The following is a 12225-nucleotide window of genomic DNA, read 5'->3' on the forward strand; positions in this document are numbered from 1 at the left end:
CAAAAGTCAATGCAATCAAAAAAATAAAAAGTACATTGGCACACTATCGAGTTCTCAAACAACAACCGCACACCCAAACACACCACAAAACACAGTGGCGCATTCAAAGCGACGAAGATTGACACTAACAAAACATTCTCAACAACGCAAACACGCGCCGCATCACAGAACCTATTTCATTATGTCGGCCAGCGGTAGTTTTCCTAACCGCCATCTCACCAACCAACTCTTTACCGAGTCTGTCTGGCGGGGCGTTGTCGGTCTCGCTGACTCACATAAAGTTACACACACACCAACAACAACACAAATTGGCTGGTAGAAGTAGTTTATTGAGAAGGCGCTAACGGATCAGATTGCGTTCCCCTAACGCCTTCTCAAGGAGTTAGAAAAGGACAAAGATCAGAAGCGTGATTAGGAATGCCGCCACGGATTCTATGGTCTGCTGCAGCGTCCAAGTTTTCAGTGTGGTCTTGACGTCCATCCCAAAAAGACGGCCCACAAGCCAGAAGCCGGAGTCGTTCACTAGAGAGCAGCAAACCGAACCGGCCGCACACGCCAATGTAATTGCGACGATCTGAATTTCCGAGTAGCCGCCAGCCAGTACTGCTGGAGCCATCAATCCGGCCGTGGTTGTCAGCGCTACAGTTGCAGATCCCTGCGCAACGCGCATGATCACCGCTACCAAGTACACAGCGAGGATGACTGGAATTCCTAGTCCTTGCATGAGATCCGCGATGGCATCGCCGATACCAGACGCACGAAGAACTCCGCCGTACATGCCACCGGCACCAGTAATGAACACAACGGATGCAATTGGCCCTAACGCCGAATCGACGAGTTTTTCCAGCGCCGAACCCTTCACCCCACGTGAGGTCCCGAGCACTGGAAGCGCGACGAGAACCGAAATCAACAGCGCAATACCGGACTTTCCAAGGAACGTGAACGCCTGCGCCCAGGTTTCGTCACCTGTAATTGCGCCAGATTTCGTCGCAAAGTCGACACCCGTGTTCAGGAATATCAACAGCATCGGGAGCAGCAGAATCGTAATGACAGTGCCTGTTTTCGGCAATGACTTAATATCGCTGTCGTCCGAGTTGAAAACGGCGTTTGCTACTGACGTAAACGGGAACTTCTTTGCGCAATACTTACCCCACAAAAGGCCCGAAACATAAAACGTTGGAACTGCAACAATCAAGCCAAAAACGATCAGCAGACCAAGGTTTGTGTCGAAGAATGTCGAAGCAGCGACTGGTCCTGGATGCGGAGGCACGAAGACGTGCATGACAGAGAATGCAGCAACCGTCGGAATTGCGTAGAGCAAGATTGGTCCACCGATACGAGCGGCAACTGCGAAAATGATCGGCAGCATGACAACGAGGCCGGCGTCGAAAAACATTGGGAAGCCAAGCAAGAGCGAGGCCACACCAAGCGCCATCGGCGCTCGCCGCTCGCCGAACCTATCGATCATCGTGTTGGCGAGGACTCTAGCGCCACCGGAGTACTCAATAAGTTTGCCAAGCATCGCGCCCAAACCGACAAGAATACCGACGTCGCCAAGTGTGGAACGGAAGCCGCCCATCACAACGTCATACAGTTCTCCTGTTGGAATGCCTGCCACGATAGCGGTCAAGACAGACACAAGAATCAGCGTGACGAACGCATGGACCTTGAACTGAATAATGAGCAAAAGAATGAGGGCAATGCCGACCGCAGCGATCCCCATTAAGGGGCCGGCCGACAACGTCTGTTCCCAAGTTTCCATGAGCTATCCTGTCTCTTCTCAAGCGAGGCTTCAAGGCCGTATCGACGCACCGATCTACGGGGCGTCAATACGGAAAACTGGCTATAGCGTTAGAATACACATACTTCAGTGGGCGATCGTGCACTGCATCAATGTCAGGGCGACGCTTTCTTTAGCTACCCCCACTCGTGAAGCATCAAGGAGGGAAGAACATGCATGAAGCAGAGAAGCTACCCCCGGCGCACCTCATCCTTATGGGAGTGTGCGGAAGTGGAAAGACCACCATCGCCGAGATTCTTGCGCAGAGATCCGGCTTTGAACTCGTCGAGGCTGATGAGTTTCATCCGGCGGAAAACGTCGAAAAGATGAGTCAGGGCCAACCTCTCACCGACGAGGACCGCTGGCCGTGGCTTGAGAAACTCTCGAACTGGCTTCAAAAGCAAGACAGTGCTGGAAAGCGAACCGTCGTTACATGTTCAGCGCTGAAACGCATTTATCGCGACAAGCTCCGACTAGCCGACGTACCCCTTATATTTGTGCACCTAGACGGGCCGCGTGAGCTACTGCTGAAACGACTGAGCCACCGTACGGATCACTTCATGCCTGCTTCAATGTTGGATTCCCAGCTAGATACGCTTGAATCGCTCCAACTGGACGAGCTGGGTTTCGCTGTGGATATCGATGACACTCCCGAGGGCATCGCAGCAACCATCATGGAAAGACTTAACGCGGTGGCATAGGCTTCTGCTCTACCACCGCGTTGCTTTCAGATGCTGTCACCTGCGCCTAGCTGCGCTTCACGCCTGCGAATGTCTTCTTACCACGACGCAGCACGAGCCAGGTTCCATGCAGAAAATCATCCACGGATGGAACCCAGTTCTCATCTACTACACGCTCGTTGTTGGCGTAAATGCCGCCTTCCTTCAGCGATCTACGGGCAGCACCCTTCGAGTCGGCCAAGCCGGAGCCGACCAGCATGTCCACGATGCTGACTTCAGCTCCAGCCGCGACCTCGAACACATTCGTCTCGGCAACAGCGCTGGCCAAGGTACACTCATCGAGATCAGTCAGATCTGCTTTACCGAATAGCGCCTGGGACGCTAACTCAACGGCCTCACGAGCTTCGCGGCCATGGACGAGATCTGTCATCTCTTGCGCCAACCGCTTCTGTGCCTCTCGCTTAAATGGTCGCTCTTCGACCTCGACGGCAAGAGCATCCAGCTCTTCCTTATCGAGAAACGTGAACCACCGCAGGTACCGGATCACATCGGCGTCCGCCGCATTAACAAAGTACTGGTACCAGGTGTACGGGCTGGTCATTTCTGGGTCAAGCCACAACGAACCACCGCCGGTGGACTTGCCAAACTTCTTGCCCTCGGAGTCCGTCACAAGCGGAACGGTTAACGCATGCACGCGCTCCGAATCCATGCGTCGGTTCAGATCAACACCAGCAACCAGGTTGCCCCACTGGTCGCCACCACCAACCTGCAGCACACAATTGTGCGTACGACGCAACTGTACAAAGTCATGTGCCTGCAACAGCATGTACGAAAACTCGGTAAAAGAAATCCCGTCGTTTTCCAGGCGACGCTTCACGGTATCACGACTCAGCATTGTGGAGAGCGAAAAATGCTTGCCGACGTCCCGAAGGAACTCGATGACCTTCCAGTCCTTAATCCAATCATTATTATTCAGCAGCAGCGCACCGTTCTCACCGTCAAAATCGACGAACTTTGACAGCTGGCTTCCAATTCGCTCGGCCCAATCTGCCACAGTGTCATCGGAATTCATCGTGCGCTCGCCCACGTCACGCGGGTCGCCTATCTTGCCGGTAGCACCACCTGCTAGCACAATTGGCCGGTGTCCAGCGAGTTGGAACCTGCGCAGCATCAGCAGCGGCACCAGGTGACCTGCATGTAGTGAAGGGCCTGTCGGGTCGAAGCCACAGTACAACGTGATAGGCTTCTGCGTTTCTTCACGCAACGCCTCCAGATCCGTGTGCTGATTGATCAGGCCACGCCACTCGAGTTCGTCGATAATGTTTGCGTTAGTCATGAAATTCCTTTCAGAGAGTCGTCTTCCCAGCGTCGTTACTTGTGGGTGTTTGTATAGGGAACTGCTTCGTCGATTAGCAGGACTGGGATACCATCGTCGATCCGATACGCGACACCAATGCGTTCATTCACCAGCAACTGTTCGTCTTCCTTATACTCAAGCGGCCCTTTGTCTTGCGGGCACACCAGTACGTCGAGAAGTTTGGGATCAAGACTCATGCAGTTGAGCTTACCTCACCCTTGTTAGTCACTTATCGACGCCACCACTACAAAAAGTGGAAACGCCCACCGAAAGGTGGGCGTCGCAAATGCGGTACCGATTTTAACCCCGCACAGGCTTCTCTGCCCACGCTCGATACTTCCTATTTGCCTCCGCTACGCGTACACGCTGTTCTTCTACCCGTGGGCCGGCGGTTCCACCGCGTGTATCGCGCGAGCTCACAGCACCCTCAATCGTGAGCACGTCACGGACACCTGCGTTAAGTCGAGGGTCTACGCTCGCGAGCTCCTCATCTGTCAAGTCAATAAGGTTGACGCCTCGGGACTCCGCGATGCGTACGCATGCTCCGGAAGCTTCGTGCGCCTCTCGGAATGGCACACCCTGGCGAACCATCCACTCTGCCAAATCGGTAGCAAGCGTGAATCCCGCAGGTGCAATCTCACGCATTCGATCACCATGGAACTTGAGAGTCGAGACCAACCCGGTAAACGCTGGCAGAAGAATGTTGAGCTGGTTTACGGAATCGATTACCGGCTCCTTGTCTTCTTGCAAATCGCGGTTATACGCGAGAGGCTGCGCCTTAAGAGTGGCCATCAATCCGGTAAGGTTGCCGATTAACCTACCTGACTTGCCTCGGGCAAGCTCCGCAACGTCTGGGTTCTTTTTTTGCGGCATGATCGAAGAACCAGTCGACCATGCGTCGTCCAACGTGACGTAACCGAACTCTGGCGTCGACCAGGCGATAATCTCTTCCGCAAAGCGGGACACATCCACTGCAATCTGGGCTAGAACGTAGGCCGCTTCGGCTGCGAAATCACGCGAAGCTGTGCCGTCCAGTGAGTTGTCGGTTGCTTCATAGAAGCCAAGTTCTTCCGCAATCGCCTCCGGGTCTAGGTGCAACGAAGAACCCGCCAAAGCGCCAGAGCCGTACGGCGACACAGCCAACCGCTTGTCCGCATCCTGAATCCGCTCCAAGTCACGCAACAGCGGGTGTGCGTGAGCGAGCAACGAGTGTGCGAGCAAAATAGGCTGCGCAGCCTGGAAGTGGGTCTTACCCGGCATGATGATATCGGGATGTGCAGCCGCCTGTGCAACGAGAGCATCGATGAGATCCGTAATGTGCAGAGCAACACCGCGCAGGGCATCACGAACCCACATCCGGAACATCGTTGCCACCTGGTCATTCCGCGAGCGCCCTGCACGCAGGCGCCCTCCTACCTCAGGACCTACTCGGTCGATCAGGCCGCGCTCCATTGCGCCGTGAACATCTTCGTCCGTCGGTTCGGGAACAAACGCACCACTTGCAACGTCTGCGCCGAGTTGCTCAAGCCCCTCGAGCATGGTCTTCAGGTCTTCGTCCGAAAGAAGTCCTGCACGGTGCAAGACTTTTGCGTGAGCTTTCGATGCCAATACATCATAAGGCGCAAGCACCCAATCGAAGTGCGTCGATACGCTCAGCGCGAACATCGCCTCAGAAGGGCCGCCAGAAAACCGACCGCCCCACAGCGCGCCTTCATTCGTCTTATGCTGCTGCATAACTTCCAAAGCTCCCTGCTATTTCGCTTCGCGATCGCGCTTGTTCGCGATCTGCGATGACAAACCATGCAAACGGACGAAGCCCTTAGCGTAGGTCTGGTCGAAAGTGTCGCCTGTGTCGTACGTCGCGAGGTTGAAGTCGTACAGGGAGTGGTTGGAGCGGCGGCCATTGACCACTGCCTTACCTGCATGCATTTCCATGCGGATGTCCCCAGTGACGTGCTCCTGTGTCGACTCGATGAACGCATCCAGGGAGCGCTTGAGCGGACCGAACCAAAGACCGTCGTACACTTCCTCCGACCAGCGCGCGTCGATAAGTCGCTTGTAGCGAGCCAACTCGCGCTCAATCGTAACGTCCTCGAGCGCCTTGTGCGCCGTAATCAGAGCGACCGCACCTGGCGCTTCGTAAATCTCACGGGACTTAATGCCAACCAAGCGGTCTTCGACCATATCCAGACGACCGATGCCCTGCGCACCAGCGCGACGGTTCATCTCTTCGATTGCTTCCAACATCGTTACCGGGCGGCCGTCGATTGCAACCGGCTTGCCTCCCTCGAACGAGATAATGACTTCGTCAGGCGCATTGCCCATCGAAGGGCTTTCCGTGTAAGCGTATAGATCCTTCGTCGGCGCGTTCCAGAGGTCCTCCAAAAAGCCTGTCTCTACCGCGCGCCCCCAAACGTTTTGGTCAATCGAGAATGGCGAAGCTGCCGACTGCTCAATTGGCAGGTCCTTTCCTTCTGCGTACGCAATCGCCTTATCGCGTGTCCACGCAAAATCGCGAGCAGGCGCAACAATTTCCAGATCTGGGTCCTGGTTCAGGAATCCAACCTCAAAACGAACCTGGTCATTGCCTTTACCGGTGCAACCGTGTGATACGTGAGTACCACCGTGCTCCTGTGCGGCCTTCACAAGGTGCTTTACGATCAACGGGCGGGAAATTGCTGACACCAACGGGTACTCACCCATGTACATACCGTTCGCCTTGATGGTTGGCAGGCAGTAGTCCTCAGCAAATTCATCTTTCGCATCGATAACGATGGATTCCACAGCACCGCAATCTAATGCGCGCTGACGTACGGACTCCATATCTTCGCCGCCCTGGCCAAGGTCGAGTGCTACTGCAATGACTTCGCCATTAAGCATTTCGCCGAGGTAGGAAATCGCAACAGAGGTATCGAGCCCGCCTGAGTATGCGAGTACAACACGGTTAGTCATGGATCAAAGCTCCTTGTGTTTCTAGATCATATTCTGCACTGCGGTACATAGTATACCTAGCGCGGGGTTTGTGCTTGCTTCGGCGTCACTTACGCCTTTGTATTGCGTCCAAATACCTGCTGGGCTAGGTCACTGCCCTTAAGCGGATCTCGGGCGAGAACAAAAATCGTATCGTCACCAGCGATACAGCCTACTACCTGCTCCAAACCGACTCTGTCTATATAGCTAGCCAGATATTGTGCAGCTCCAGGTGGAGTTCGCAGTACAGCCATATTCGCAGAATGGTCAACAGAGACGACGAGTTCCTCGATCATTCGACGAAGTTTCTCACGTGGGCCTGTATGCAAGGCATCAAAAGCCTCGGCATCGGAGTTCACCGTGTAATATGCACGGCCTCCGTCGCTTGGCCGCACTTTCTTTGCTCCCAGCTCATCAAGATCACGGGATAGGGTTGCCTGCGTAATCTCGATACCCTCGTCTTGCAAAAGCTCGGAAAGCTGGATCTGAGAAGACACTCGCGTGCTCACAAGTATCTCCAGAATCCGAGCTTGTCGCGCAGTTCTTGAGACAGTTTGGGTCATTATTGGTGCTCCAACAACCAGGTCAACAACGCCTTTTGGGCGTGAAGACGATTTTCAGCTTCATCGAAGACTCGCGACTGCGGCCCATCGATTACTTCTGCGGTCACTTCGTTTTCACGATACGCCGGTAGGCAGTGAAGAAATATCGCATTATTACCGGCCATTTGCATAATTCCACTATTTACTTGGTATGGCAAGAACGGAGTGCGTCGATCTTTTCCATCTCCCTCCATGCCCATTGACACCCAAGTATCCGTGATAACCACGTCTGCTCCAGCTACCGCAGCAACATCGCTGGTAACCGTGACTGTCGCACCTGTCTGGCTTGCACGATCACGCGCACGGTCCACAAACCGCTGCTCCGGATGAAACTCCGGAGGCGCGATGATCGCGATGTCTACCCCCGCAGTTGCGAACCCAATCATGTAGGAGTTGGCCATATTGTTAGCGCCATCTCCCAAATACACAGCTTTCAGGCCGTGGAGTCCCGCCGGCCCCTGCTCAGGACAAAAGGTTTCGACGATTGTTTGCAGATCCGCAAGAATTTGGCACGGGTGCAGGTCATCGGAAAGCGCGTTAACAATCGGAACCTGTGATGTCTCCGCCATCTGGAGCAAATTGTCGTGGGCATACGTCCTCCAAACGATTGCTTCGACGTATCGCGAAAGCACCGCCGCCGTATCTTGGTAGGACTCACCCTTGCCCATTTGTGCATTCTGAGTTTCGACAACAATCGCGTGCCCACCCAGCTGTGCAATCCCTGTATCGAAGGAGAACCGCGTGCGCGTGGAGGTCTTGTCGAAAAGTACCGCAACAGACTTCGGCCCTTCGAGAGGTCGGTGCGCATAAGGGTTCTTTTTCATCTCTGCGGCAAGCGTGAGCACTTGCGCTTGTTCCTCTGGCGTCAAGTCATCGTCTGCGAAAAAGTGCCGAACTGAGTTCACCATGCTGTTTACTTCCTATTTCTGCGTTATGATTGCTGCAAAATATGCGGACGTCTCCCCTATTGTATTTTCAAAGCCTCCTGGACGTTCGCTTTTCGACGCCCACTTTCCCCTTACATAGGCTCCAAAAACGTCCGCACTGTTGCTGTACCGACGCCACGAGTTCCTAGATCCAGCGTAATAGTCACGTGTTCGTCGTAGTCAAGCACCCGGCTTGTCAAGAGCGGAGTGATTCCCTGGCAGAGCTGTGTTCCATTGACGTTGATCTCCAGTGCCTCAGCATCTAGGCACACTTTTGTCTTCCCCGCAATCGCGAGTGCGCGTGGCCAGTCCGGAGCACCACTGAGTAGCGACTCTCGAAAACGTCCGTCACATGCCACGGCTTGTGCTGCGATGCGTGCCTCTTCATCATTTGCAGCGCCAGCCACGGCAAGCGTTAATTTCTTGGTCGCGCTTCCCTGGTTGACCAAAAGCTGCTCCACCAATGCCTCGCAAACCGCAAGCACTGCCTCATCCAACTGAGTTTGGTTGGGGGTGACCTGGCTCGCACCAGATGCGAGCAACAACACCGTATCGTTCGTTAGCGGGGCTGTAGATCGATCAAGCGTATTAAACGTAGTTTCCATAGCCCGTCGCAATGCCTTTTCGAGTGAAAAGGCCGGTACAAGCGCATCTGTGGTGAGGCACCCCAGTACTGTGTCTAGTGTTTCCTGTGAATTTCCAGCCCCCTGGGAAATGCCCCCGACACTCCAAGCTCCACAGCTCACGCCTGCTTGATTGATCGTTCCTTGGGTTGACGCTATTGCGGCCGCAGCCGATTCAGCGTGCGCAGGGGTATCTCCCAGATCCGTGGCGAGTTTGGCTAACCCAGTTTTCACACGCTCCATTGGCAAAGGCACTGCGAACTGTCCCTTCGCGCAGACTGCGACCCGGTCTTCTGGGACTCCAATCTCTTGGGATACGCGCTTCTGAATCTCACGAGTGTCCGCATCCCCCGTTGAACCGTTGAACGCATTAGCGTTGCCTGATGTTAAAACAACTGCGTTCACAGCATGCGAGCGCATAACTTCGCGCGTAGCTCGAACAGGCGAGGCGCAGACCCGACTATCTGGAAACACCGCTGCTGCGTTCCAAGCAGGTCCCTGATTAACAATGAGCGCCAGATCACGCCCCTCGCCTTCGCGTATTCCCGCGTGAAGACCTGCAGCCACAAATCCCTTAGGGGTGAGAACGGTCTGTTGTGGCATGGTTTTATGGCTCCTTTACGGGTGTAGACGCTTGTGGCTACGGAGTCCCATCCTGCCAGACAAATGGCAAGCTCGTGCCGATTCAAGATACATGCATTCCTAAAACCACAGCAGGCAGGACGCCGCTCACTGCGATGTCCTGCCTGTCAGCAGCAAAAGTAACCTACGCCCTCATCGTGGCATTAAATTCCTGTTTCGCTGCCTCAGCCGCAGCTAAACGCCCTTCCGACGCTTCGTCTTCAGTGAGCGTTCGGTCATCCGCACGGAACAAGAGTCCAAATGCGAGCGACTTCTTGCCTTCGCCGAGGGACTCAGAACGATAGACGTCAAACAGCGTTACATTTTCCAATAACGGCCCGGCGTGTTCTGCTACGGTCTTTCGCACGCTTTCGGCCGGTGTCGAGTCGTCCACGACCAATGCAAGGTCCTGGTGAACTGCCGGGTACGCAGACAGCTTCGGAGCGGGCAGGTGAGCACTCTGTGGCAATGCCGAAAGGTCCATCTCCATTGCGCAAACTCGTGCAGGTAAGCCACATTCTTCCAGAATCTGCGGGTGTAGTTCACCTGCGTGACCAACAACTTGGCCGTCGACCAGCAACTCTGCGCAGCGTCCCGGATGCCATGGTAGGTAGTCTGCTGCCCGGACCTCGAGCTCTATCCCGGCTGTCCGCGCCACTATCTGCGCAGATTCAACAGCATCAGCCCACGAGTACATTCGCGAATCGCCCCAAGGCCCCTCTACTTCGGCATCTCCGACGCCAAGAGTTGCAACATGCAGCGGCTGCTTCGGCAATGAGTTCACCACTGCTGCCAGGGTCTCTTCGTCCGGGCGGTGATCAACGCTTGGCATTGGTGTTTCAGCTTCCCCGCCGATAGCTACCTGTGCAACTGAGTAAATCGACACGTCATGCTGACCGCGGGCCGCATTTTTCGCTACTGCCTCGAGCATTGCGGGCAAGAGTGTCGTAGCGAGTACGGCGTAGTCGCTATCCAGAGGATTCTGAACAGACACGGTTGCGCGGCGGGCATCGTCCTTGCTCAGGCCCCAGGCGTCGAAAAGACCCGTGGCCATAAACGGTGTAGGAATAATCTCTGCGTAACCTGAGTACGCAAGAGCATGCGTCACTGCACGACGACGCTTTTGCGTTGCAGTCAGGCCACGTCCCCCCTTCGGCGTCGGAAGAATCGATGGAATAGCGTCAAGCCCTTCGAGCCGAACAATCTCTTCTACAAGCTCTACTGGGACCGTAAGGTCATTCCGCCAGGAAGGTGGCGTCACAATGAAATTGCCACCACTTTCTTCAACGCCGCACCCGACTTCATGTAGCCGCTGAGAAATGGTCTCTTCAGAGTACTTGACGCCGATCAATGCCGAAGGGAACGTTTTCGCCATAGAGATCTCAGTTCGCTGATGCACCTCACCCACCAACGTACGACCTGCTGCAACCTTGCCCCCGGCAAAGCTCGTCAGCAGCTCACAAGCTACATCCAACGCTACCTCCACCAGTGCCGGATCGACTCCACGCTCAAATCGACGGGAGGCTTCTGAGCTCAGTTTGTGGTGACGAGCAGTACGCGCAACCGTAAGTTCATCCCAAGTTGCTGCTTCGAAGTAAACATTCTTCGTGGTTTCCGAAATTTCTGAGGTCGTGCCACCCATGACACCAGCCAGAGACTGAATTCCAGAGTCATCAGAAATGACTACATCGGAAGCGCGAAGGGTTCGCATTGTATGATCCAGTGTTTCGAATTCAGTGCCCTCTTCCGCATTATGGATGCGAAGCGCGCCAGAGATTGTATCTGCGTCAAAGGCGTGCATCGGCTGACCGAGCAGCAACATTACGAAGTTCGTAACATCGGTTGCGCCGTTCACTGGACGGATGCCGCTGAGCATGAGCTCGCGCTGCATCCAAAACGGCGACGCCGCTTCGGGGTCGATGCCTTCCACCTTTCGCAGCCCGAAGCGCTTCGTAGCGGTGTCCGGCTCTACGGTGACGTCGAGAAGGGAACCTGCTGGCGCAGGAACTGCAGAAATATCGATGCCGACGATGTCAGGCTGCTGAGCTGGGTCGACAAAAGCGATGTCGAATGCCGACGCAAGCTCTCGCATTAGGCCACGCGCCGACAAAGCGTAACCACGATCCGGAGTGACGTTCACTTCGAAGATAGTGTCGTCGAGATCCAGAACTTCCCGCGCATCAGTGCCAGGGGCGCTGATTTCATCGCTAAGAGTGATGATGCCAGCACTCTTCGCGGTCAGACCGAGCTCCGCCGCTGACGCCATCATCCCGTTAGAGATATGCCCGTAAGTCTTTCTCGCAGAAATAGCGAAACTACCCGGAAGAACGCACCCCGGAAGCGCGACAACTACCGTGTCTCCAACAGTAAAGTTACGTGCACCGCAAATAATGCCCTGCGGCTCACCCGTGCCATTCGCCTGTCCCACGTCAACCTGGCAGTAACGAATCGGCTTCTTGAACTCGGTGAGCTCTTCAATTTCAAGGACCTTGCCGAGCACTAGGGGACCCTCGGTTTTTTCAATCGGGGCGTAGCCTTCAGTCTCAAAACCGACGCGAACGAAGCCTGCGTCCATCTCTTCGTCAGTGACAGACCAACCAGTATTGCCCGCCTGTTGCAGAAGGGTGGTGAGGAAATTTTTTGAAATCAGCATGTCATTAACTCCT

At 54.9% G+C, this 12225-nt stretch carries 11 protein-coding genes; 2 read left to right on the forward strand and 9 right to left on the reverse strand.

All coding sequences use genetic code 11. From position 1 onward, the window contains the following. On the forward strand, positions 1-319 hold a 319-nt coding region (locus KBX13_RS09765), incomplete at its 5' end, for a hypothetical protein (RefSeq protein ID WP_256021995.1). Between the two features lie 63 nt (positions 320-382). Here KBX13_RS09765 and KBX13_RS09770 read toward each other — a convergent pair. Continuing rightward, complete coding sequence (locus tag KBX13_RS09770) at positions 383-1762, reverse strand: GntP family permease (RefSeq protein WP_256021997.1); 1380 nt, start codon at positions 1760-1762, stop codon at positions 383-385. Positions 1763-1953: 191 nt separating this feature from the next. Here KBX13_RS09770 and KBX13_RS09775 point away from each other — a divergent pair, with 191 nt between their 5' ends. Further along, positions 1954-2481: a gluconokinase gene (locus KBX13_RS09775; RefSeq protein WP_256006570.1), complete on the forward strand. Its 528-nt coding sequence runs from the start codon at positions 1954-1956 to the stop codon at positions 2479-2481. A 46-nt stretch (positions 2482-2527) separates the two neighbouring features. Here the strand turns inward: KBX13_RS09775 and tyrS are convergent, their stop codons facing one another. The 8 genes from tyrS to pheT form a co-directional block, all read right to left on the reverse strand. After that, positions 2528-3796: a tyrosine--tRNA ligase gene (tyrS, locus tag KBX13_RS09780; protein ID WP_256021998.1), complete on the reverse strand. Its 1269-nt coding sequence runs from the start codon at positions 3794-3796 to the stop codon at positions 2528-2530. Positions 3797-3831: 35 nt separating this feature from the next. Next, entirely contained in the window at positions 3832-4014 is a 183-nt protein-coding gene (locus tag KBX13_RS09785; protein WP_070362515.1) for a Trm112 family protein, read from the reverse strand. 103 nt (positions 4015-4117) lie between these two features. Beyond that, positions 4118-5551, reverse strand: coding sequence for an argininosuccinate lyase (argH, locus tag KBX13_RS09790; RefSeq protein WP_070479102.1), 1434 nt, complete (start codon positions 5549-5551; stop codon positions 4118-4120). Between the two features lie 18 nt (positions 5552-5569). After that, complete coding sequence (locus KBX13_RS09795; RefSeq protein ID WP_070479104.1) at positions 5570-6769, reverse strand: argininosuccinate synthase; 1200 nt, start codon at positions 6767-6769, stop codon at positions 5570-5572. Between the two features lie 89 nt (positions 6770-6858). Beyond that, complete coding sequence (locus tag KBX13_RS09800) at positions 6859-7350, reverse strand: arginine repressor (protein ID WP_256022000.1); 492 nt, start codon at positions 7348-7350, stop codon at positions 6859-6861. Then, positions 7350-8297: an ornithine carbamoyltransferase gene (gene argF, locus KBX13_RS09805; RefSeq protein WP_070362519.1), complete on the reverse strand. Its 948-nt coding sequence runs from the start codon at positions 8295-8297 to the stop codon at positions 7350-7352. Before argF ends, KBX13_RS09800 begins: the two co-directional genes overlap by 1 nt. Before the next feature lie 110 nt (positions 8298-8407). Beyond that, positions 8408-9541, reverse strand: coding sequence for a bifunctional ornithine acetyltransferase/N-acetylglutamate synthase (locus KBX13_RS09810; protein WP_070479106.1), 1134 nt, complete (start codon positions 9539-9541; stop codon positions 8408-8410). Between the two features lie 163 nt (positions 9542-9704). Beyond that, positions 9705-12212 carry a phenylalanine--tRNA ligase subunit beta gene (gene pheT / locus KBX13_RS09815; protein WP_256022003.1) on the reverse strand — a complete coding sequence of 836 codons (2508 nt, stop codon included), beginning with the start codon at positions 12210-12212 and terminating at the stop codon, positions 9705-9707. Positions 12213-12225 lie beyond the last annotated feature (13 nt).

It is taken from the genome of Corynebacterium sp. CCUG 51687 (genome assembly GCF_024453995.1).
Lineage (GTDB): Bacteria > Actinomycetota > Actinomycetes > Mycobacteriales > Mycobacteriaceae > Corynebacterium > Corynebacterium pseudogenitalium.

Bases quoted from the DNA above. Each gene is read 5' to 3' on its own strand.
- KBX13_RS09770 (WP_256021997.1), bottom strand. From the start codon at position 1,762: ATGGAAACTTGGGAACAGACGTTGTCGGCCGGCCCCTTAATGGGGATC.
- KBX13_RS09775 (WP_256006570.1), top strand. From the start codon at position 1,954: ATGCATGAAGCAGAGAAGCTACCCCCGGCGCACCTCATCCTTATGGGA.
- tyrS (WP_256021998.1), bottom strand. From the start codon at position 3,796: ATGACTAACGCAAACATTATCGACGAACTCGAGTGGCGTGGCCTGATC.
- pheT (WP_256022003.1), bottom strand. From the start codon at position 12,212: ATGCTGATTTCAAAAAATTTCCTCACCACCCTTCTGCAACAGGCGGGC.
- KBX13_RS09800 (WP_256022000.1), bottom strand. From the start codon at position 7,350: ATGACCCAAACTGTCTCAAGAACTGCGCGACAAGCTCGGATTCTGGAG.
- KBX13_RS09785 (WP_070362515.1), bottom strand. From the start codon at position 4,014: ATGAGTCTTGATCCCAAACTTCTCGACGTACTGGTGTGCCCGCAAGAC.
- argH (WP_070479102.1), bottom strand. From the start codon at position 5,551: ATGCAGCAGCATAAGACGAATGAAGGCGCGCTGTGGGGCGGTCGGTTT.
- argF (WP_070362519.1), bottom strand. From the start codon at position 8,297: ATGGTGAACTCAGTTCGGCACTTTTTCGCAGACGATGACTTGACGCCA.
- KBX13_RS09795 (WP_070479104.1), bottom strand. From the start codon at position 6,769: ATGACTAACCGTGTTGTACTCGCATACTCAGGCGGGCTCGATACCTCT.
- KBX13_RS09810 (WP_070479106.1), bottom strand. From the start codon at position 9,541: ATGCCACAACAGACCGTTCTCACCCCTAAGGGATTTGTGGCTGCAGGT.